The following is a 20,209-nucleotide window of genomic DNA, read 5'->3' as shown; positions in this document are numbered from 1 at the left end:
ACCATCAAAAAACCTAAGCTGTTAGGCTCAGGCTTCTCTCATGTTTTTTATTTTAAGTCGTTACGGTTCATGATTTCATCAATGAAGCCATATTCTAAAGTTTCTTCTGCTGACATCCAGCGATCACGTTCCGCATCTTTATGGACTTTATTGACCGTTTGACCAGAGTTATCTGCCAAGATTTTTTCCAATGTTTTACGCGTTCTTGACAAGTGATCTGCGACGATTTGCATATCTGTTTGTTGCGTACCGCCACCTGTACCGCCCATTGGTTGGTGAATCAAATATTCAGCATTTGGCAACATGAAACGTTTACCTTTGGCCCCTGAAGACGCGATAATCGTGCCCATAGACGCCGCAACGCCCATGACAATGGTTTGAACATCAGATTTGATGAAGTTCATGGTATCGACAATCGCAAGACCAGCAGAGACTGAGCCACCTGGTGAATTGATATAGAGATAAATATCTTTCGTTGAATCTTGCGCATCAAGGAATAAAAGCTGCGCAATGACTGCATTAGCCATGTTGTCTTCAACTTCTCCTGTCAACATAATGATTCTGTCTTTCAAAAGACGTGAATAAATATCATACGCGCGTTCACCGCGGCTTGATTGTTCAATGACTGTAGGAATGAGTGCCATGTGATTAACTCCTTTAATTTCTTTTTTATAAATACTATTATAGCGCATTGGTCAAAAATGGTCAAAGATTTAGACCACAAGACTTAACCTTCGCTTTGCCTTCTTTATTATAGCAAAAGTCACTGCTTTTTTCTGGGAAAAAGTCCGCTACGCCCTACAAAAAAACGCTGAGTTCAGCGTTTTCTATTCCAAAATAGGCTTAAACATTAATAATCAATAATTTCTCACGCGTCATAGACTCTATCGTCCGAGAAATACCGTGCACACCCATGCCTGAATTTTTCACACCAAGGAATGGAAAATGGTCTGGACCGCGTTCTGTACGCCCATTGATTTGGACAGAACCTGCTTCAATTTTTTCAGCAATGGCAACAGCACGCGAAAAGTTTTGTGAAAAGACGGAAGCTTGCAAACCGTACTCAGAAGCGTTAGCAATCTCAATAGCCTCATCATCTGATGTCACACGAATAATCGGCAAAACTGGCCCAAATGGTTCTTCCCAAGCCAAACGCATATCCATCGTGACGTGATCAAAGAGCGTCGGATAAATTAAGTTACCTTCACGTTTATTTCCGACAAGTAGCTCACCACCTGCGGTGATTGTGTCTGTTATGAGGCCTTGGACGTAGTCTGCCGCCCCTTCGTTGATCAGTGGAACGATCACAGGATTATCTATCGGCATGCCGACTGTGAGCTTTTCTACTTCCGTTTTCAATTTTCCAACGAGTGCATCCGCCACAGTCGCATGAACTAAAACGCGCTTAATGGCTGTACAGCGCTGACCTGAGTAGCTAAAAGCGCCACTCATGATTTCAGCGACGGTCTTGTCAATGTCTGCGTCCTCACAGACGATCGCCGGATCTTTTCCGCCCAGCTCAAGCACCATCGGTTTCATAGTCGAAAAGCTCGACAGATGGCGACCAGTCGTCGCGCCACCTGTGAAGGAAATCATGTCAATCCCTTCGTGCTCGCTGACATAGTCGCCGATGTCTGAGCCCTTGCCTGTGATCAACTGCAAAATATCCGCTGGAAAGCCGACTTTGTCGAAGGATTCGATGAGCTTCACGGCAGAAATCGCACCCTGTGTTGCAGGTTTGAAAACCACGGCATTGCCGGCGATCAATGCGGGAGCAAGTTTTGCAACGGATAAATTAACCGGATAGTTGAAAGGAGAAATCGCAAGCACCGTACCGAGTGGGATACGCTTGATGATGGCGAATTTATTTTTAGAGCCGCCTGGGTAGTTGGCACCTGACATGGCGGTGTCGTTGGTATGGATGAATTCTTGCACGGTATAGCGGATGAACTCAGCCGTTCTCGTTACTTCTTTCACCGCATCATTCCAAGTTTTACCCACTTCTTGCATGATGATTTGCGCGATGGCATCAACATCAGTTTCCAACTGGTCAGCCCATTTATTTAATAGATCTGCTCGCTTGAACAAATCAGTATCAGCCCATCCTTTTTGCGCTGCTTTTGTGGCAGCAATGGCTGCATCAGCTTCTTCTTTTGAAATGGCTTGGACACGACCGATGATGCTTTGATCGTAAGGACAGATAATCTCAATCAGATGACCTGAAGTGGATGTGACAAATTTGCCACCGACATAATATGGATAGGTTGTCATTTCGGACATTATTTTTCCCCCTTGTAAAACCTTGATTCAATACCAACGTTCTTTTAGTAACAGATGGTTTTTAGTATTAAAAGCTATTGTAAAATAATTCACAGGATTTGTCAACAGAATTTTCAGAAAATAATAAACTTTTAATTTTTCAACTTCTTTCCCAACAGTTTTTTAAATGATGCTCTCTCTAACGTTAGGGGCAGATGTTCATACGTTCGTTCTAGTTTCCCTATAATGTTTCCTCAATCATGTTATGCTATCTTTGACACCTCTTAGTCTAGGAAGGAGGTGTTTAACATGTTTATTTTCTTAAGTCATATAATAGAAAATGTCCTATCGGACATCATCTTTAGCATTATTCATAAAATGATGCAAAGGGACGATTAGCCTAGACGGGATGTCCACACACGCTTAAAAGAAGTGCAAAAAAAGAGCTATGTAATGCCATACATAGCTCTTTTTGTTTAATTTCTTAAGTCGTATATGAATTAATTATACCAAATCTCTTATTGTTGTCAACCAAAAACTAATATCATCTTAAAAACGTTATCTTATGCAACAACCAGAAAAACGACTAGATTACTCCGATCGATTAATTCAATTGGCTGATTCAATCTTCTTTTTCGGAAAAAAATTATCAACTTCTACCTTAGTTTACCCTATTTCACCAGTCACAACAAGAACGTTCAGTCAATAATTTACAGAGTTAAACTACGATTAGACTTCCCCCTCAAAGGCCTGTTCACGAAGTTTTGCCAACCGATTCTCCCGTTTCTTGGTCAGATCACGAACAGCGCCACGTGGGATGATGTCCTCATAGGTGACTTTACTTTGCGCTGTTTGACCATCAAACTGTTTCAGATAGTCCATGACTTCACGAACAATCGCAGTTGGTGTCGAGGCACCTGCTGTCACGGCTACTGTTGCATCTTCTGGTAATTCGGTCAACCATTCTGGCTTGATTTCAGAAACATCCGCCACCCGATGAGCTGGCACTCCCGCTTGATTGCGAGAAACTTCTGCTAGACGGTTGGTGTTGTTAGAGCGGGGATCACCGACGACGATTGTCAATGCACAGCCTACTGCTTGCTCAGCAACGGCCTCCTGACGTTCAGAGGTGGCTTGACAAATATCACTATGCTCCACGACCTGTGGAAACTTATCATGCACCGCTGCCATGATATCTGACACATCCCACATACTCATGGTCGTCTGATTGGTCATGAAAACTTTGCCCGTTAACTCAAGCGCCTCTAAATCTTGTAAGTTAGACAAGAGATGAATACGTTCAGGGTCAATCCCTAACACGCCTTCTGGTTCTGGATGGCCTTTCTTGCCGATATAAATGATTTCATAACCATCTGCCAAGCGTTTTTTGACGATTTCATGCGTGATCAGAACGTCAGGACAGCTCGCATCCACTACCGTTAAACCTTTTTCAGCGGCTCGCTGTCTCACGGCGTCAGAAATACCATGCGCTGTAAAAATTACTGTACCATGGTCTATATTTTCTAAAATGGCCAGACGATTTTCGCCGTCTATCGTTTGCACGCCGATCTTTTCGAAACTCTCTGTGACATGATGGTTGTGAACGATCATCCCCAGAATATAGATGGGGCGTGGGAGATCCGGACTCTTAGCCACGTTTTTGGCGATGACCATGGCGTCAATAACGCCGTAGCAATAACCCATAGGCGTGATATGTTTTATCTTCATAAATTTTTTTAATACCCGATTTCGTTTTTTGATAAGCCGAAAATTTTTTTAAGCTGTATAATAGTATTATAAACTATTTACTAACAATTTGGAGGACACTGACATGTCAAAAATTTACGACAATATTACAGATTTGATTGGCGCGACACCTATCGTCAAATTACGTCAGGTTGACGAAGACTCAGCTGACGTCTATGTCAAGCTTGAAGCCTTTAACCCTGGTGGTTCTGTTAAAGACCGTATCGCCTTGAACATGATTCGTGCCGCTGAAGCTGATGGCTCACTTAAACCTGGCGGCACTATCGTTGAGCCGACTTCAGGCAACACTGGGATTGGACTTGCCTTCGTTGGTGCTGCGCTTGGCTACAAAGTCATCATCGTTCTCCCTGAAACCTTCTCAATCGAACGTCGTCGCCTCATCCAAGCTTACGGTGCTGAGCTCGTCTTGACTCCTGCTGCTGGTGGCATGGGCGCTGCCATCGCCAAAGCCAAAGAGTTGGCTGAAGACAATGGCTACTTTCTACCCTTACAGTTTGAAAATCCAGCTAATCCACGCATCCACGAAGAAACAACAGGTCCTGAAATTATCGCAGCCTTTGGCGAAAATGGTTTAGATGCCTTTGTTGCAGGTGCTGGTACTGGCGGTACGGTTTCTGGTGTGTCACATGTCCTCAAAAAAGCGAATCCTAATATCGGCATTTATGTCGTGGAAGCCGATGAATCAGCGGTATTCTCTGGCGAGAAACCAGGACCGCATAAAATTCAAGGGATTTCACCAGGCTTCATCCCAGGTACGCTTGATACCAAATCTTACGATGAAATTATCCGTGTAACCTCTGATGATGCTATTGCAACTGGTCGTGTCATTGGCGGCCAAGAAGGCTTCCTTCTCGGTATTTCTGGTGGTGCAGCAGTTTACGCAGCTAAACAAGTCGCCAAAAAACTCGGTAAAGGTAAAAAAGTTCTTGCCGTTGCGCCTGATAATGGGGAACGTTATCTCTCAACTTTCCTTTATGATTTTGGGGAGTAATTTGTCAATCAAACCTATTGAAACCGTCTCATCTGACGGTTTTTTGTTTGTCTACTCAATTTAAAACTGACCGCAAGCAAGCATCAAAAAAAGAATATCGACTGTGATATTCTTTTAGACTGCTTTGATTGATTTATTTCGCTGCTGCGTAAAGTTCGTTAACTTTATCCCAGTTGACAAGTTCAAAGAATGCTGCGATGTAGTCAGGGCGAACATTGTGGTATTTGAGGTAGTAAGCATGTTCCCAAACATCCAAACCAAGTACTGGTGTTTCACCATCTGTAATTGGATTGTCTTGGTTTGCTGTTGATGTCACTTTAAGCTCACCAGAAGCATCTACTACCAACCATGCCCAGCCGCTACCAAAACGACCAGTTGCTGCTGTTTTGAATGTTTCTTTGAAAGCATCAAAGTCCCCAAATTTAGCAACGATTGCTTCGCCGATTGCACCAGTTGGCGCACCACCAGCATTTGGTGCCAAGATTTCCCAGAAGAAGCTATGGTTGACATGACCACCACCGTTGTTTTGAACAGCAGTACGAATATCATCAGGAACTGAAGCCAAATCTTTAACGAGTTCAAGCGCTGATTTGTCAGCCAATTCTGGATGTTTATCAATCGCTGCGTTCAAGTTTGCAACGTAAGTTGCGTGATGTTTGTCATGGTGCAATTTCATCGTTGCTTCATCGAAAAATGGTTCGAGTGCATCATATGCGTAAGGTAGTTCTGGAAGTGTGTGTGCCATGTTGGTACCTCTTTCTTTGATCTCTAATTGATGAATTATGTTATACACTTATTCTACCTCAAAACATGGTAGATTGCTAATTTTTTGATTACTATTTTTATTTTAAAAACAGGTGATACTTGCTCTGATGATACCTCTCAGTGACCCAAAAACTTATCACATCAGATGATAAGTTTTGATTTTTAACTAGACTACTTATTTCAATGCATCAGCTGATGGCGTATAGTCTCCACCGTAAAATTTCTCAGATAGTTTTTTTAGTGTTCCATCTTCAGACAAGACTTTAAGTGCCTTATCCATCTCATCTTTAAGTTTAGTTTGTGTATCTTCTAAGATAAAGTATTCATAGGTTTTAAATGTTGGATAATCCTTCAAATCAGGAATGTTGCTAGCAACTGTGACACCGTGTGTCTTGGCCAAGTTTTCAGCCGCTGATTTTGACGCAAACAAGAAATCAATCTGACCCGACTCAACTGCTGCTAAACGATCAGCTAGTGACCGCTCTGAATAAGTCACTTCGATTTTTTTGTCTGGGTATTTTTTATTCCAAGCTTCAAAAATCGCCCCATAGTTCGTTCCCGCAGGAATCTCTGTTTTCTTACCAATCAAATCTTTGATTGACGTGTAGTTGTTTGACGTACTTGAAAAAATGGCATTAACATTTTCAGAAATCGGATAAGTGAAGGCATATTTTTTCTCACGTTCTGGTGTCTTGCCAAAATTATTAGCACCGATTTGGCTACGGCCGGCATCTAAATCCGTTAAGATGGCTTCATCAGAAACGATTTTATAGTCAAATTTGTAGTCCGGCAATTTTTTATCAATCGCTTTCAACACTTCGATATCATAGCCAGTCAGCGTATCTCCCTCTTTATAAGCATAAGGCTTAGAGTCAGCCGTTTGTGCGACAGTGATCGTTGTCACTTTTTTAGCTGTATCAGTTGCCCCTTTATCTGACTTGCCACATGCCGCTAAAAACGCCACGCTTAGGAGTCCTACAGCAGCAAGTGCTGCAACTTTTTTAAATGTCATGATCGAAAATCCCCTTTTCAAATTGTTAAATCTAATTTTAACATAAAAAGCGTGAGTGACCACTTTTAAAAACTGTATGTCGAGTTTTAAAAAAGAAATGACCAATTTGATGATCATTTCTCTTTATAACTCATGATAACTTTGATAGAGTTCCTGACGCACTAAACCTCGTATTTTAGCGACTTTTTTGATGGCAGCATTAGGTTTTTCACCCGCCTGAATCAAGGCCGCAACAGCCTCTAAATCCGTCAAATCTGCCGCTTCATCTTGTGCGACCTCATCAGACCCGCTGACAATAATCAAACACTCTCCCTTAATCGGGTGCGTTTCAAGTGATTCCAAAACCTCAGAGATCCGTCCACGTCTATATTCTTCAAAGAGTTTCGTCAACTCTCGAACAAAAGCGACTTCACGATCACCGTAAACAGCTAACATATTGGTCAAGGTCGCAGCCACGCGATGCGGTGACTCGTAAAAAATCTGACTTTCTGGATAAGCCATTTTTTCAGTTAAAAAAGCGACTTGTTCTGACTTCTTACGTGGTAAAAAACCATAAAAAATATGCGGTTGTGGCGCAATACCTGAAGCAATCAAGGCCGTAATGCCAGCACTAGCACCCGGTAAGGCCACAACATCGATCCCTTCTGATATACAGGCCAAGACCAAGTCATGACCCGGATCAGAAATCGATGGCAACCCCGCATCAGAAACCTGAGCAAGAGATTTACCCGATGCTAAAAATTGCAACATTTTCGAAAGTTTCAGTCCACTATTATGCTCATGAAAACTCTCTTGTGGCGTCTCAATCTCAAAGTGATTGAGTAATTTTTGTGTGTTTCTCGTATCTTCCGAAGCAATCAAATCTACCGTTTGTAACGTTTTGACCGCCCGAAAAGTCATGTCATCCAGATTACCGATTGGTGTTGGTACTAAATATAAAGTCCCTGTTGACTTCGCGCCTTTAAAGCTTTGCTGAAAATTCATCATCTGTATAAAATCTCCGCGCAATACAAGCAAGTCTCACCTGGATCCAAACGCTGACCATAGAAATCCCGACAAACATGAAACCCATCTTCATAGATTTCTTGCAAATTTGACATGGGCACTTTTTTAGCTGATTTTTCGTTCTTATTTTCTAGGCTATGTGGCTCTGAAAATTCAGCCAAGCGGTCGCGCAAGCGCGCATTTTCCAAGCGCAGGCTTGTATTCTCTGTTAATAATTTCTGATAGTTAGTTTTAATATCACTGACTTGCGTGAGTGTTGCCACCAAACCTTCTTCAAGCTCTGATAAGTGCTCAAAGAAAGACATTTTATCTATCATCAAACCACCTCAATTTCTGAAATATCATAATCCTGAATGTGATTATCCAGTCGCACCTTGACCGTATTGGACAAGATATTTAAACCAATCACTCGAGCTTGACCGTCAGTCGTTTTGATTGTATCTCCAAAATCTGGAAAATTTTTACGCGCCTGACGATAAAAGTCATCCTCATAACTCAAGCAACACATTAAACGGCCACATAGACCATTTAACTTGCTTTGATTAAGAGATAAAGCCTGATTTTTAGCCATCTTAATGCTAACATTTGGGAATTCTCCCATAAATTCTGAACAACAAAGTGGACGCCCACAAGGTCCAATCCCGCCAAAGGTTTTGGCAACATCTCGTGAACCGATTTGACGCAATTCAATCCGTGTCTTAAAATGACTCGCCAAATCCTTTAAGAGCGTTCTAAAATCCACGCGGTGTTCTGCTGTAAAGCTAATATATAAACGTTTGTAATCAAGTGTATATTTAACTTCAATCACTTTCATGTCGAGTTTGTGGTCTTGTACCAAACGTTTGACCAGTACTTTAGCTGCATCAGATTCCTGAGCAACCTTGTCTGCCGCTTCAAAATCTAGAACATTGGCTTGAGAAACAATATATCCCTCACTTGCTAGGTCTGTTGAGACCTCGCGCACAACCCGTCCCATCATCTTATATTTTTCAGTTTTAATCACCACAATATCAGCAATCGCATAATGGCTATTACTTGAAACAAAGAGATTGTCCTCACCGTGGGTAAATTTGATTTCGTAATTCATAATTTTCTTTCTTAATGCCTTAATGCATTACTAACTATTGCGCTAACCTAAAATAATTTTTTCTAGACTGGCTTGGAAATTCACATTAGCACGCCAATATTTTTGAGCTGTAAACACATTTTGCGCCCAATTGGCTTGACGTCTTTTGACAAAAAAGATAGCGAGGATATTGAAGGCTAAGCCCTGCATTTTTTTATCTTTGAACAAGGGTGCTAACTGCATAATTTGTAGCAAAGCCTCATCAGCGCTGTTAGCCAGTGTTTGGGTAAATTTATCTAATTGTTTGACACTCTCCAAAAACGCCTTATCCCCTGCCAAATCCTCAGCCTCAGTCAAGGAAGTCACAACTTCTGAAATAATACTAGCATCCGTCTTGAGTGTCCCTTGTTGCTCTAAATAATTTTGAATCATCTGAGACTGACTTGGAAAGGTAATGACTTGTGCACGAGATTTAATAGTTTCTAAGACCATATTCTCAGATGCTGTCAAGAGGAAGATATAAATCTCAGACTCAGGTTCCTCGATAGACTTGAGTAAGGCATTGGCAGCATTGATATGAAGCTTTTCAGCACCATCTATAATCACCACTTGCCGATTTGTCTCAAAACCAGACTGTGAAAAAGTGAGTAACAAGTCTCGAATCTGCTGTGTTTTTATCGTCTGACCATCAGGACCAACAATGTGTAAGTCCGTAAAGTCATTAGCCGCAACGAGACGACATTCCCGACACTGACCACAAGGCAAGCCGTCTTTTCGGTCCAAGCAAAAGCGAGACTGGGCTAACCAGATCGCCATCTCCATAGCACCAAAGCCACCTGAAAATAAGAAAGCATGATGTAATTTGTCATGCTTCAACACTTGAGAAAATCGGTTAAAAAGTTCAGGTTGTAAATCAGAAATGACCATCAAAAATCTCCGGGAACCTTGATTGTAAAGTAGATAAAGTCGTTGACACGACTTGGTCAATCGTTTGAGACGCATCAATCGTCACAATTCGCTCAGGATTGGCTTTCGCGATGGCTTGATAACCTGCACGAACTTTTTGGTGCATCTCTTTTGCTTCTAAATCCAAGCGGTTAACTTCGCGATTGCCTGACATAACTCGTGACAAGCCAATCTCTGTGTCAACATCAAAATAAAGTGTCAAATCTGGTAAGAGACCATCCGTCGCAAAGTTATTTATCATTTCAACATCGGCGACATCAATCCCACGCGCATAGCCTTGATAGGCAACCGAAGAATCAATGAAGCGATCAATGATAACGATTTTCCCTTCAGCTAAGGCAGGGCGTACTTTTTCATTGAGATGTTGTCTGCGTGCTGCAGCAAACAAAAGCAACTCTGTCTTACCATCAATTGCTGTATTTTCAGGCGCCAAAATAATCTCACGGATACTCTCCGCAATCCGAATCCCACCTGGTTCGCGTGTTGTTAAGATCGCAACACCTACTTGTGTTAATATCGGTAAAATCTGTTGTAATATCGTTGTTTTACCAGCGCCCTCAGGCCCTTCCAACGTGATCAAAATTCCTTTAGTCATAGTTTAAATTATATCATTTTTTTGCTAATATTTGGGGCAAATCCGCGATATTGATCAGACCAATCACATCGACTGGACGCACTTTTTTATAGTCGGTCACTTTGGTAATGAGTAAAACGACAGACTTCTGACCAAGTTTCATCTCGTCAAGCAGTATTTTTTCCGCCTCAAAAATCGAGGCAGAAGCTGGAATAAACCTCACTATCGCTTGCGAGTGAACCAATATGCGTGATACTGACGGTTTCTCAGATTCTGTTAAAGCGTGAACTAAAGCATTGGCCGTGATGATTTTACGCATGACAAATTTGCCGTTGCGGATGACCGGAAACTGAGTGTGGTGATGTCGCTTAATCAGATTAATCACCGTCTCAAAATCAGCAAATTCAGGCACAAAGATAACTTTTGATACAAATAACTGACCTACGGTCAAGGGTTTGGTCAGCACTTCATAGACGTGTTGAATTTGTGCCACGACTTCTGGTTGAATCACGAAATACTTATCTGACATCTTATGTTGCATCATATTGCGTAAATTATTAAACAACTCAAAGTCTGTTGAGTACTCGCGCGCACCTGCTATATCAGCCATAATAGCATCTGTCAGTTGTGACATCGGCATATACTTGCCTGTTTTATTGAATTTTCTATTAGCAAAAGCCTCTATTTTTTTGTAAACCGTAATAAATTGTTCATTTAAAGTGTTGGGTGTTGGATCGAGCTGCGGATACATTTGATTTTCAGTCATATAAAAAAGAACCTCTCGGTTCCATTTTAACATTATTCAAGTGAATTCGCCCATGATTTTTGGAGCTTGCGTGAAAATTGTGAAATCGCAAAGTTGATGACGAAATAAATCAAGGCAACAAAGCCATATAGCATAAAAACTTGTCCAGCTTGAAAATATTGTCCCATCAAAATTTGTGAATTACCAAATAGTTCTTGTAATGCAATAACTGAGTATAAAAAAGATGTGTCTTTAATGACCGTTACAAACTGCGAAATAATGGCAGGTAACATTTTACGGATGGCTTGAGGCAAGACGATGTACGTCAGAATCTGAGCGTCTGAGAAACCTTGCGATTTACCAGCCTCAGTTTGACCTTCTGGCACACCATTCAGCCCACCACGGATAATCTCCGCAAGTGCAGCTGTCGTAAAGACTGTAAAAGAAATAATTCCTGCTGGTACTGACTTAACTTGAAAAATCAAGAAGACCACAAAGATCCATAAAAGATTGGGCACATTTCTGACCACTTCAATATAGACACTCGCAATCAACTTCAAAAATGGATTTTTGCCATTACGCATAACTGCTAACAAAGTTCCAAAAATCGTTGAAAGAAAGATCGAAATAAAGGCAATAAAAAGCGTCAACCCTAATCCTTGAAAGAGAAATCGAATATTGGTCGTCGTGAAAACTTGCGCTGCTTCTTGTGCTAAACTCATGCGTCATTCCCTCTCTTTCTAGCCAACACTGTAGGCATTTTTATTTTTTTCTTCCATGCGACGCGCCAGAGTTGCAAGCGGGAAACATAGAACAAAATAAAGTACACCAACTCCAACAAAGGCTGGAATATAGTTAACATTCATTGATGACCATGATTTGGCCGTAAACATCAAATCTGCACCCGAAATAATCGCTACAGTTGACGTATTTTTAATCAAATTGACTACTTGGTTTGTCAGTGGTGGATAAATCATGCGGATAGCTTGAGGCAAAATAATCAGGCGCATGGTATCACCATATGTAAAACCTTGTGATTCTGCAGCCTCGGTCTGACCTTTGGGAACACCTTCGATACCAGAGCGAATAACCTCAGCAATATAGGCACCATGATATAAACCGACACAAATAATCGCTGTCCAAAATGCAGAAATGACCAACTCTTTATTTAGAAGCGGAAATCCATAATAGACCACAACAAACTGAATCAATAAGGGCGTATTTTGATACACCTCAACATAAACACGGCTAATCCCTCGTAAAACCCTATTTCTTGTGGCAGAGAGCGAGCCAAACACCACACCTAATAGCATGGCGAGTAGCAAAGCACCAATGGAAATCTCTAATGTATAGAGAAATCCCTTAGCAAATTGTCCGAAATCAGCAAAGAATGCCTGCCAACGTTCTAAAGCAAAAGGACTCATATAACACCTTTCTTTAATAAAAAAGCATTAACCATGCTTTTTTATTGTTCTAACCTGTGATACCAATAACTTATTTAGCGGTAGCATCTTTCAAATTATATTTATCTGTCATCTTTTTAAGTTCACCGTTTGATTTCAGTGTCTTAACTTGTTTGTCAAGATAATCTGCCAATTCAGTATTTGATTTTTTAGTTGCAATCCCGTATTCTTGACTGGCAAAGCCTTCGCCCATAATCTCAGTTTTTGCATCAACATAGCCTGACAAAATTGATTTATCAACTGAGAAAGCATCGATACGACCTGATGTTAAAGCAGTTTTCAAGGTTGGGTAATCAGCCAACTCAGAATATTTAAAAGAAAATCCTTTTTCTTTACCTAGTGCTTCAAGTGCATTTTTGGTAGAAGCAGATTGAGCGACACCAATCGTCTTACCATCTAAGTCATCAACTGATTTAAAGTCGGATGCTTTGTTCACCAAGAATCCAACTTCATCTGTAAAGTAGGGCGTCGTAAAGTTATATGTTTTTTGACGTTCAGGTGTAATTGTAAACGTACCAATAACAGCATCGACTTGTTTATTATCAAGCAATGGTCCACGAGTTTGTGCAGTGATTGGCACAAATTCGGCTTTTACGCCAAGGTCTTTGGCAATTTTGTTAGCCAAGTCAATTTCAACACCTGTAAATTTATTGGTCTTAGGATCTTTATAACCAAAATTTGGCACGTCTTGTTTGACACCAATCACAATCTTGCCCTTGGCTTTGATGTTATCCGTTGCAGATTTAGAGCTATCTTCTTTTGATGCCCCACAGGCTGCCAATGTAACAACAGCAAAAACGGTTGCGAGTGTTGCCAACAGTTTAATAGATTTTTTCATTCTATACTCCCTTTTTAGTTCATATTCCTTTTGATACGACTTGCGCCGTTCATCAGATTTGAGTATCATGTGATACTCACTTAATGGTTGATAATCTTGCTCAGGAATTGTTTAGCACGTGGCTCTTGTGGATTGTCAAAGAACCCTGCAACATCTGTCGTATCTTCTATAACTTCCCCAGCATCCATGAAAATAATCCGGTCAGCAACTGAACGGGCAAATCCCATTTCGTGAGTGACGACAACCATGTTCATGCCGTCTTTTGCAAGACCTTGCATAACCGATAAGACATCACCAATCGTTTCTGGATCAAGCGCTGAAGTTGGCTCATCAAATAATAATAACTTTGGATTCATGGCTAGTCCACGTGCAATCGCAACCCGTTGTTTTTGTCCACCTGACAGTTGACCTGGGAAGGCATCTTTTTTATCCCACATATTCACAAACTTCAAATATTTTTCAGCAGTGACCGTTGCTTCACGCAATTCACGCTTAAGAACTTTCGTCGGTGCCAATGTTACATTTTCTAGCACAGTTTTATGGGGATAAAGATTAAAATGTTGGAAAACCATACCGACTTCTTTTCGAAGTTCAACCAAATCTTTTTTAGTCGCATGATCAACATGGTGATTATTAACGATGAGTTCTCCAGATTCAATGCCTTCTAAAGCATTAATCGTTCGAATCAAGGTAGACTTACCAGAACCAGAAGGGCCTAATAATACGACAACTTGTCCTTCCTCGATCTCCAAATTGATATCTTTCAGAGCATGATAATCGCCGTAATATTTCTGGACATTTTTAAACGCTATAAGCGGCATTTGAGACTCCTCATCTATCTATTTTTATCCGTTTCCGTTATAAAATGTGTTTTTTACTAATATCTCACGTTTTATAACATGTCACAAGTTGCAACATGTGCCTATTTTACCATTTAATTTCTGAATTGTCAAACAATTCTTTCTGAAAATTTTCAGACTTACCACGGACTACTAGACACTTTTGATTGCTGAAACAGGCAAAAAACAGTATAATAAAGGTATTGATGGAGAAATTACATATGAAAAAAATTCTTGTTGTTGATGACGAAAAGCCGATTTCTGATATTGTCAAATTCAATCTCACTAAGGAAGGCTACGAAGTGTTAACTGCGTTTGATGGTGAAGAGGCGCTTGAGATTTTTGCTACTGAACAACCCGATCTCATTTTGCTTGACCTCATGTTACCGCAAAAAGACGGTCTTGAAGTAGCACGCGAAATTCGAAAATCTTCAGAGGTACCGATTATCATGGTTTCTGCCAAAGACAGTGAATTTGATAAAGTTATCGGTCTGGAGTTAGGGGCAGACGACTATGTGACCAAGCCTTTTTCAAACCGTGAACTATTAGCCCGCGTCAAAGCTAATTTACGTCGCTCTAACCTGACAGCAGAGACTGTTTCACCTGGTTCTGATAAAAAAGAAATCCGGATTGGTGACATCACCATTGCACCTGAGAAGTATGCGGCTTATAAAAATGATAAGCATATTGATTTGACGCATCGTGAGTTTGAGCTCTTACACTATCTGGCCCAACATGTCGGTGAGGTAATGACGCGTGAACACCTGCTCGAAACAGTTTGGGGCTATGATTATTTCGGTGATGTTCGGACGGTTGACGTGACCATTCGTCGGTTGCGCGAAAAAGTTGAAGATACGCCGAGTCGCCCTGAGTATGTTGCGACACGTCGTGGTGTCGGTTATTATTTGAGTAATCCGAATGAAAAATAAACTCCCTTTTACAAGCACCATCCTATTTAAAGCGGTAATCTCACATTTACTGCTTTTTTCAACTTTATTTGCTTTGAATGCGGATGGCTTCCTGAATCATCAAGCCTCTTTAACACGCTTTTGTATCTTTTATGTCAGCTCGCTCATTTTGCTGATCTGGTTTGCACGACGAATTTCCGTCGGTCTGAATCAAATTTCAGATCAAATCGACGATTTCACTGAGCAAAAATACACAGTCCGAAAGCAAATTCCAGGCCATACAGAAATCAACCAACTCTATGACAAGGTGGTCAATCTCGGTGAAAAGACAGAGCACGCGCAAGAAAGACTAGAATCCTCTAGCACGCGACTCAACGGCATCTTAACCTACATGACAGACGGCGTCATTGCGACAGATCGTCGTGGTAAAATCGTCCTGGCCAACACAGCTGCCTTAGAGTATCTCAACGTCTCAGAAAAAAACCTCCTCTCTCGAAAAATTATTGATGCCTTGGATATTGCCGCTGACTATTCTTTCCGAGATCTACTAGAATCTGAGCCTGAAATCATCCTTGATTCCGAAAACGCCATGGGCGAATTTACGACCCTACGTATTAAATTTGCTCTTTTCCGCCGAGAATCAGGGTTTATTTCTGGGGTCGTTGCTGTTTTACACGACGTCACAGAACAAGAAAAAAATGAACGTGAAAGACGTTTGTTTGTTTCCAACGTTTCACATGAATTGCGGACTCCCCTAACCTCCGTCAAATCCTATCTAGAGGCACTTGACGAGGGAGCAATCAACGATCCTGACATTGCACCAGGCTTCATTAAAGTCTCGCTGAAAGAAACAGATCGGATGATTCGAATGATTCGAGATTTGGTGACCTTATCTCGTATGGATTCTGATACCATTGCCCTCGAAAAAGAGGTTATTAACTTCGTTGCTTTTCTCCACTATCAACTCAACCGTTTTGACCAAATTGTCGGCAATAGTGACGAGAATGAAAAGCAATTTAAGATTGTCCGTCAAATCCCGCTACAACCAATTTGGATGGAAATTGATACCGATAAAATGGGACAAGTCATTGACAATCTGATGAATAATGCCATCAAGTATAGCCCTGCTGGTGGCAAAATTACTGTCAGCTTGGAACAGACAAATACACAAGTTGTTTTGCGCATCACTGATGAAGGACTCGGTATTCCCAAAAAAGACTTGCCTAAAATTTTCGATCGTTTCTATCGTGTTGATAAGGCGCGCAGTCGTGAACAGGGGGGGACTGGACTTGGGCTTGCTATCGTTCGTGACATTGTGAAAATGCACGATGGCTTCGTCTGGGCTAAGTCTGACGGAGAAACAGGTACGACATTTACCGTTGTCCTCCCTTATGCACCACTCGAAGCTGAAAATGATCCTGAAGTCGATGACTGGATCGGCCTTTCAGACTAGTCTGGTAGACAAAAAACAAAAAACTACCATGATGCCAAGGAACTCTCGGATCATGGTAGTCTACTTTTAGCAAGGAAACGAAATTGACAGAAGAAAATGGATTTAAATACAGTATATTAGCCAGTGGTTCTACTGGTAATGTGACTTATATTGAGACACCTGAACGTAAGATTTTAGTTGATGCAGGACTTTCTGGTAAAAAAATCGAAGGTCTCATGAATGAAATCGGCCGTAGTCTGAGTGATGTGGACAGCCTTCTCGTGACACATGAACATAAAGATCACGTGGCAGGATTAGGTGTACTTGCTCGTAAGTATAAAATAGATCTCTATGCCAACGAACAAACTTGGCAAGCTATTGGGGAATCCTGTGGCAAGATCGATACCAATCAAAAACACGTCTTTGAGATGGGGAAAATGCTGACCTTTGGCGATATGGATATAGAAAGTTTCGGTGTCAGTCATGATGCTGCTGCACCTCAGTTCTATAAGTTCATGAAAGATGGCAAGAGTTTTGTCATGTTGACAGACACTGGCTATGTTAGCGATCGGATGCGCGGAACCATCGAAAACGCAGATGCTTACCTGATGGAATCGAATCACGATGTTGAAATTCTGAGGATGGGTAACTATCCTTGGCGGTTAAAACAACGGATCCTTTCTGACCACGGCCATTTGTCTAATGAAGATGGCGCTAGTACAGCGATTTCCGTTATCGGATCACAAACTAAGAAAATCTTTCTTGGTCACCGCAGTCAAGAAAACAATCTCAAGGAGCTGGCGCATTTGACCATGGAAAACACACTCATGCAACATGACATTGATGCTAAAAATGAGGTTCTAGTTTTAGACACAAGTCACGTTGAAGCGAGCCCCTTGTACCATATTTGAGCGCAAAAAAACTCATCCAAAGATGAGATCAGATAAAGACTGAAACTGCTGCTGCAACTGCTGCGAACACAGTTAAAATCAGCATCAACCAGACAATGAGCATGACAACTTTTTGAAAAGTTGTTTTTTGTTGTTTTTTATAAGCCATATACAGATTTTACCGCAAAATCCAATGTTTTTCAAGCACTTAATAACCGATAAATGATATAATAATCTTATGGAAGTCTCCGCTAAAATTAAAAAGTATAGACGTCAGGACATGACCATTTTAGTGCCGACTTTGCAACCAAACTTTATTTGAAAAGAATACTAGAAAAAGAGGCGACTATGGAAGGTAATAAAATCAATGGCAAGACAGTCACAGAAGAGGACTTGTTAGGACTTGGTTATCGCAAATATTACTCTGACGACCTGGATGTTTTTTATAATAAAGATATTTGTGCCCACGTTGGGAATTGTGTTCGTGGTGACTCAAACGTTTTTGAAGTTGGACGGAGACCTTGGATTATCACAGGTAATGCTGAATCTGCTGAACAATGTATACAAGTCGTCAATTCTTGTCCAAGCGGCGCTCTCAAATGGCTCTACCACGGACAAGACAATTTAGCGAAAGAAGAAACGACCATGCCAACCTTTACATTTGAAGACCAAGGCGATCAAATTATTTTGATCAATTCAGATACGAAACAACAAGCTGGTGAAATTGCTTTTATGGAGGCTGAATCGACACTGATTATTGTCCACACTGGTGTTAATCCTGAATATCGTGGCAATGGTTTAGCTGAACAACTCGTTGCCAAGGTTGTCGAAAAGGCTCGTCGTGAAGACAAAAAAATCTTCCCAATCTGTCCTTTTGCTCAAAAAGAATTTAAGATAAAACCTGAATATGCGGATGTTTTACGTCAGGATGTTTGAGGGGTACTACATTAGTCATCACTCAAGTAAAATAAAACTTGTTAGCTCTATAAAAAAATCGTGTTTGGAAAATTTCCAACACGATTTTTTATGTAAGAATCTCCTAGCCACGTTTCATTTACAGAAAAAACTAATTACTATTTATTCCAAGTCATAATTTTTCTTTAGATTGGCTACTGTATAAATCCGAACATTTTCGGGTGTCTCCCCATCTTCGTATTGGAGTTTTGCCTTAATATATCCCGCTTTTGCATTTGATTCTAGCTCGCTCAATTTCAGATAGTCAGCATCGCCCAATATCAAGCGTGCCATGTTATTATCCAAATCTAAGGTAATGCTCCCTTTTTGAACTTTAAATTTTGAATAACTGGCGACATTATCCCCCTCAGATTGCAAATGATAGATTTTATCCTCTTTGATAACCCCATCCTGTAGCTTGATTAGATCTGCAATACTTTCTCGGTCAATTGAGATATTGTCATCTAACTCTGTCGCAAAAAGCACGACTGGGTATTGACTGCGCGCATCAGCAAAAATTTTAAAGCTGAGTATGATTTCTGAATTTTCCTTTTCATCTGTGGTGATGATATACTGTGTTTTGTTTTTTAAACCAGCGTACTTATTTTGCGTGTTCAGATAACTGAAACCACCAAATATAGCGATCGCCAGAAAAATCATAGCAGTCAAAATATAGGCTAGTTTCTGTTTACTTTGACGCGCTTCTGATATCTCAGACGATGCCTCTATAGGAGAAGGTTGTAGCTGTTCTTCCTCTCTTACTGGCTCCTCAACTTCTTGTAAGATCTCGTGATCATTCATTTGATGTTTGGCTTGTTCATGCTGACAAACCAATACCAAAGCATCCGCTTTTATTTTTAACAACGATAAGGGGGCTAATATAGCCGTCTTTTCATCATGAGTTAGACGTAACCCAAATTGTCTCACCTTCTCGAATAAGATACCTCTCTTTTTATTCAGCGTATATCGCTCTGGATCAAGCGCTTGAACCTGAAAATAGCTTTGACTACCCCGACCTGTAGAGATTGTTTTAATACCTATTTCTGTTATCTCCGACCAAGGGATTGGCCCAATCGTCTGTTGCTTCAACAGTGTTGTCGGACGATAAGTTATCCCTACCTCATCAACACTCAAAATCACTTTACCCGCTGCCATCAGCCTTTGTAAAATAAGAAAGCCACCCGAAAGAATCAATAAAAAAGCCACAATAACAATAACAAAATCGACTGTATCATTTGAAATAGTGATCAACAAAACACCTACACCCATGAGCAAAAATACTATCCCGACAAACATCAATCCAGCAACTTTGTTTTCAACTTCTAAAGGCAAGATAAGCAAATCAACTTTTTTAACTTTAGACTCAATCTTTTCGTTACAACCTCTTTTAATAATGGCAAACCACATACCCAACAATAATACCGATGTCAGCAACATTCCCAGTAAATCATTGACAACTTTGGGCTCAGGACTCCAGATCAAGGCGCTTAGTGCAAGATAAAAAATGTAACCCAAACACGCACTGAATAGTATTGAAATCCCCCAGATTATCTTTGGAATTCGTCTAGCTTTAAATTTTTTCATTTTCTTTCCCTTCTTTTATTTTAAAATATTTTATTTTAATTATATCATAGAAATACACGGAGAATATGTAAAAATTATTAAATACTATATAACTATTTCAATCCTTAAACCGATATGCACCTTATGTTTTCATTAATTTGATGTATAATCC

Annotated in this window: 22 protein-coding genes and 1 pseudogene; 6 read left to right on the top strand and 17 right to left on the bottom strand. The window is 40.7% G+C overall.

From position 1 onward, the window contains the following. Window positions 1-47 precede the first annotated feature (47 nt). The 3 genes from LRA01S_RS08595 to LRA01S_RS08585 form a co-directional block, all read right to left on the bottom strand. Window positions 48-644, bottom strand: coding sequence for an ATP-dependent Clp protease proteolytic subunit (locus LRA01S_RS08595; protein WP_061775221.1), 597 nt, complete (start codon window positions 642-644; stop codon window positions 48-50). Between the two features lie 199 nt (window positions 645-843). Continuing rightward, on the bottom strand, window positions 844-2,271 hold the full coding sequence (locus LRA01S_RS08590; protein ID WP_303620939.1) for an NADP-dependent glyceraldehyde-3-phosphate dehydrogenase: 1,428 nt from the start codon (window positions 2,269-2,271) through the stop codon (window positions 844-846). A 717-nt stretch (window positions 2,272-2,988) separates the two neighbouring features. Further along, complete coding sequence (locus LRA01S_RS08585) at window positions 2,989-3,987, bottom strand: 4-hydroxy-3-methylbut-2-enyl diphosphate reductase (RefSeq protein ID WP_061775219.1); 999 nt, start codon at window positions 3,985-3,987, stop codon at window positions 2,989-2,991. A gap of 103 nt (window positions 3,988-4,090) precedes the next feature. Between LRA01S_RS08585 and cysK the strand changes: the two genes are divergently transcribed. Then, window positions 4,091-5,017 (top strand): cysteine synthase A, encoded by a 927-nt coding sequence (cysK, locus tag LRA01S_RS08580; RefSeq protein ID WP_061775218.1) that lies wholly within the window; start codon window positions 4,091-4,093, stop codon window positions 5,015-5,017. 133 nt (window positions 5,018-5,150) lie between these two features. On the opposite strand, the gene LRA01S_RS08575 is transcribed toward cysK, so the two are convergent. From LRA01S_RS08575 to LRA01S_RS08520, 12 genes are all read right to left on the bottom strand, one after another. After that, window positions 5,151-5,762, bottom strand: a complete 612-nt coding sequence (locus LRA01S_RS08575) for a superoxide dismutase (RefSeq protein ID WP_061775217.1) — start codon at window positions 5,760-5,762, stop codon at window positions 5,151-5,153. A 195-nt stretch (window positions 5,763-5,957) separates the two neighbouring features. Beyond that, entirely contained in the window at window positions 5,958-6,794 is an 837-nt protein-coding gene (locus LRA01S_RS08570; RefSeq protein ID WP_061775224.1) for a transporter substrate-binding domain-containing protein, read from the bottom strand. A gap of 123 nt (window positions 6,795-6,917) precedes the next feature. Beyond that, the gene (gene rsmI, locus LRA01S_RS08565; protein ID WP_082785432.1) at window positions 6,918-7,781 is read right to left on the bottom strand and encodes a 16S rRNA (cytidine(1402)-2'-O)-methyltransferase; all 864 of its coding nucleotides are present in this window, start codon (window positions 7,779-7,781) and stop codon (window positions 6,918-6,920) included. Continuing rightward, on the bottom strand, window positions 7,778-8,116 hold the full coding sequence (locus tag LRA01S_RS08560; protein ID WP_061775216.1) for an initiation control protein YabA: 339 nt from the start codon (window positions 8,114-8,116) through the stop codon (window positions 7,778-7,780). Before LRA01S_RS08560 ends, rsmI begins: the two co-directional genes overlap by 4 nt. After that, a complete protein-coding gene (ricT, locus tag LRA01S_RS08555) occupies window positions 8,116-8,886 on the bottom strand; it encodes a PSP1 domain-containing protein (RefSeq protein WP_061775215.1) in 771 nt (256 codons plus the stop codon). Before ricT ends, LRA01S_RS08560 begins: the two co-directional genes overlap by 1 nt. 42 nt (window positions 8,887-8,928) lie before the next feature. Continuing rightward, the gene (locus LRA01S_RS08550) at window positions 8,929-9,792 is read right to left on the bottom strand and encodes a DNA polymerase III subunit delta' (RefSeq protein WP_061775214.1); all 864 of its coding nucleotides are present in this window, start codon (window positions 9,790-9,792) and stop codon (window positions 8,929-8,931) included. After that, window positions 9,779-10,426, bottom strand: coding sequence for a dTMP kinase (gene tmk, locus LRA01S_RS08545; protein ID WP_061775213.1), 648 nt, complete (start codon window positions 10,424-10,426; stop codon window positions 9,779-9,781). The genes LRA01S_RS08550 and tmk overlap by 14 nt, the downstream gene beginning before the upstream one ends. Before the next feature lie 13 nt (window positions 10,427-10,439). Continuing rightward, the gene (locus LRA01S_RS08540) at window positions 10,440-11,171 is read right to left on the bottom strand and encodes a CBS domain-containing protein (RefSeq protein WP_061775212.1); all 732 of its coding nucleotides are present in this window, start codon (window positions 11,169-11,171) and stop codon (window positions 10,440-10,442) included. A 32-nt stretch (window positions 11,172-11,203) separates the two neighbouring features. Continuing rightward, complete coding sequence (locus tag LRA01S_RS08535) at window positions 11,204-11,872, bottom strand: amino acid ABC transporter permease (RefSeq protein WP_061775211.1); 669 nt, start codon at window positions 11,870-11,872, stop codon at window positions 11,204-11,206. An 18-nt stretch (window positions 11,873-11,890) separates the two neighbouring features. Beyond that, window positions 11,891-12,574: an amino acid ABC transporter permease gene (locus LRA01S_RS08530; RefSeq protein WP_061775210.1), complete on the bottom strand. Its 684-nt coding sequence runs from the start codon at window positions 12,572-12,574 to the stop codon at window positions 11,891-11,893. Window positions 12,575-12,644: 70 nt separating this feature from the next. Continuing rightward, window positions 12,645-13,451 (bottom strand): transporter substrate-binding domain-containing protein, encoded by an 807-nt coding sequence (locus tag LRA01S_RS08525; protein WP_061775209.1) that lies wholly within the window; start codon window positions 13,449-13,451, stop codon window positions 12,645-12,647. An 80-nt stretch (window positions 13,452-13,531) separates the two neighbouring features. Continuing rightward, window positions 13,532-14,272 carry an amino acid ABC transporter ATP-binding protein gene (locus LRA01S_RS08520; RefSeq protein ID WP_061775208.1) on the bottom strand — a complete coding sequence of 247 codons (741 nt, stop codon included), beginning with the start codon at window positions 14,270-14,272 and terminating at the stop codon, window positions 13,532-13,534. 239 nt (window positions 14,273-14,511) lie between these two features. On the opposite strand from LRA01S_RS08520, the gene yycF reads away from it, so the two are divergent. The 3 genes from yycF (at window position 14,512) to LRA01S_RS08505 (ending at window position 17,541) form a co-directional block, all read left to right on the top strand. After that, a complete protein-coding gene (gene yycF / locus LRA01S_RS08515; RefSeq protein ID WP_061775207.1) occupies window positions 14,512-15,219 on the top strand; it encodes a response regulator YycF in 708 nt (235 codons plus the stop codon). Beyond that, window positions 15,209-16,651: an ATP-binding protein gene (locus LRA01S_RS08510; protein WP_061775206.1), complete on the top strand. Its 1,443-nt coding sequence runs from the start codon at window positions 15,209-15,211 to the stop codon at window positions 16,649-16,651. The genes yycF and LRA01S_RS08510 overlap by 11 nt, the downstream gene beginning before the upstream one ends. A gap of 83 nt (window positions 16,652-16,734) precedes the next feature. Further along, complete coding sequence (locus tag LRA01S_RS08505) at window positions 16,735-17,541, top strand: MBL fold metallo-hydrolase (RefSeq protein ID WP_061775205.1); 807 nt, start codon at window positions 16,735-16,737, stop codon at window positions 17,539-17,541. A gap of 28 nt (window positions 17,542-17,569) precedes the next feature. Here the strand turns inward: LRA01S_RS08505 and LRA01S_RS10820 are convergent, their stop codons facing one another. Beyond that, the gene (locus LRA01S_RS10820; RefSeq protein WP_082785431.1) at window positions 17,570-17,689 is read right to left on the bottom strand and encodes a DUF4044 domain-containing protein; all 120 of its coding nucleotides are present in this window, start codon (window positions 17,687-17,689) and stop codon (window positions 17,570-17,572) included. Between the two features lie 179 nt (window positions 17,690-17,868). Between LRA01S_RS10820 and LRA01S_RS08500 the strand changes: the two are divergent. Both LRA01S_RS08500 and LRA01S_RS08495 read left to right on the top strand, forming a co-directional pair. Further along, window positions 17,869-18,126 (top strand): annotated as a pseudogene (locus LRA01S_RS08500) ((4Fe-4S)-binding protein); the annotation flags it as partial. 39 nt (window positions 18,127-18,165) lie between these two features. Continuing rightward, on the top strand, window positions 18,166-18,456 hold the full coding sequence (locus tag LRA01S_RS08495) for a GNAT family N-acetyltransferase (RefSeq protein WP_061775222.1): 291 nt from the start codon (window positions 18,166-18,168) through the stop codon (window positions 18,454-18,456). A 141-nt stretch (window positions 18,457-18,597) separates the two neighbouring features. Here LRA01S_RS08495 and LRA01S_RS08490 read toward each other — a convergent pair whose 3' ends face one another. Beyond that, complete coding sequence (locus LRA01S_RS08490; protein ID WP_061775204.1) at window positions 18,598-20,058, bottom strand: STM3941 family protein; 1,461 nt, start codon at window positions 20,056-20,058, stop codon at window positions 18,598-18,600. Window positions 20,059-20,209 lie beyond the last annotated feature (151 nt).

It is taken from the genome of Pseudolactococcus raffinolactis NBRC 100932, from assembly GCF_001591765.1.
Taxonomy (GTDB): Bacteria; Bacillota; Bacilli; order Lactobacillales; family Streptococcaceae; genus Pseudolactococcus; species Pseudolactococcus raffinolactis.
Note: the sequence above shows the minus strand (reverse complement) of the source record. Positions and strands in the feature narration are given on the sequence as shown.

What these genes read in the sequence shown, in the direction of transcription:
- LRA01S_RS08590 (WP_303620939.1), bottom strand. Translation starts at nt 2,271, where the DNA reads ATGACAACCTATCCATATTATGTCGGTGGCAAATTTGTCACATCCACT.
- ricT (WP_061775215.1), bottom strand. Translation starts at nt 8,886, where the DNA reads ATGAATTACGAAATCAAATTTACCCACGGTGAGGACAATCTCTTTGTT.
- LRA01S_RS08530 (WP_061775210.1), bottom strand. Translation starts at nt 12,574, where the DNA reads ATGAGTCCTTTTGCTTTAGAACGTTGGCAGGCATTCTTTGCTGATTTC.
- LRA01S_RS08575 (WP_061775217.1), bottom strand. Translation starts at nt 5,762, where the DNA reads ATGGCACACACACTTCCAGAACTACCTTACGCATATGATGCACTCGAA.
- rsmI (WP_082785432.1), bottom strand. Translation starts at nt 7,781, where the DNA reads ATGATGAATTTTCAGCAAAGCTTTAAAGGCGCGAAGTCAACAGGGACT.
- cysK (WP_061775218.1), top strand. Translation starts at nt 4,091, where the DNA reads ATGTCAAAAATTTACGACAATATTACAGATTTGATTGGCGCGACACCT.
- LRA01S_RS08525 (WP_061775209.1), bottom strand. Translation starts at nt 13,451, where the DNA reads ATGAAAAAATCTATTAAACTGTTGGCAACACTCGCAACCGTTTTTGCT.
- LRA01S_RS08535 (WP_061775211.1), bottom strand. Translation starts at nt 11,872, where the DNA reads ATGAGTTTAGCACAAGAAGCAGCGCAAGTTTTCACGACGACCAATATT.
- LRA01S_RS08595 (WP_061775221.1), bottom strand. Translation starts at nt 644, where the DNA reads ATGGCACTCATTCCTACAGTCATTGAACAATCAAGCCGCGGTGAACGC.
- LRA01S_RS08510 (WP_061775206.1), top strand. Translation starts at nt 15,209, where the DNA reads ATGAAAAATAAACTCCCTTTTACAAGCACCATCCTATTTAAAGCGGTA.
- LRA01S_RS08495 (WP_061775222.1), top strand. Translation starts at nt 18,166, where the DNA reads ATGCCAACCTTTACATTTGAAGACCAAGGCGATCAAATTATTTTGATC.
- LRA01S_RS08520 (WP_061775208.1), bottom strand. Translation starts at nt 14,272, where the DNA reads ATGCCGCTTATAGCGTTTAAAAATGTCCAGAAATATTACGGCGATTAT.
- LRA01S_RS10820 (WP_082785431.1), bottom strand. Translation starts at nt 17,689, where the DNA reads ATGGCTTATAAAAAACAACAAAAAACAACTTTTCAAAAAGTTGTCATG.
- LRA01S_RS08490 (WP_061775204.1), bottom strand. Translation starts at nt 20,058, where the DNA reads ATGAAAAAATTTAAAGCTAGACGAATTCCAAAGATAATCTGGGGGATT.
- LRA01S_RS08570 (WP_061775224.1), bottom strand. Translation starts at nt 6,794, where the DNA reads ATGACATTTAAAAAAGTTGCAGCACTTGCTGCTGTAGGACTCCTAAGC.
- LRA01S_RS08550 (WP_061775214.1), bottom strand. Translation starts at nt 9,792, where the DNA reads ATGGTCATTTCTGATTTACAACCTGAACTTTTTAACCGATTTTCTCAA.
- yycF (WP_061775207.1), top strand. Translation starts at nt 14,512, where the DNA reads ATGAAAAAAATTCTTGTTGTTGATGACGAAAAGCCGATTTCTGATATT.
- LRA01S_RS08540 (WP_061775212.1), bottom strand. Translation starts at nt 11,171, where the DNA reads ATGACTGAAAATCAAATGTATCCGCAGCTCGATCCAACACCCAACACT.
- LRA01S_RS08560 (WP_061775216.1), bottom strand. Translation starts at nt 8,116, where the DNA reads ATGATAGATAAAATGTCTTTCTTTGAGCACTTATCAGAGCTTGAAGAA.
- tmk (WP_061775213.1), bottom strand. Translation starts at nt 10,426, where the DNA reads ATGACTAAAGGAATTTTGATCACGTTGGAAGGGCCTGAGGGCGCTGGT.
- LRA01S_RS08585 (WP_061775219.1), bottom strand. Translation starts at nt 3,987, where the DNA reads ATGAAGATAAAACATATCACGCCTATGGGTTATTGCTACGGCGTTATT.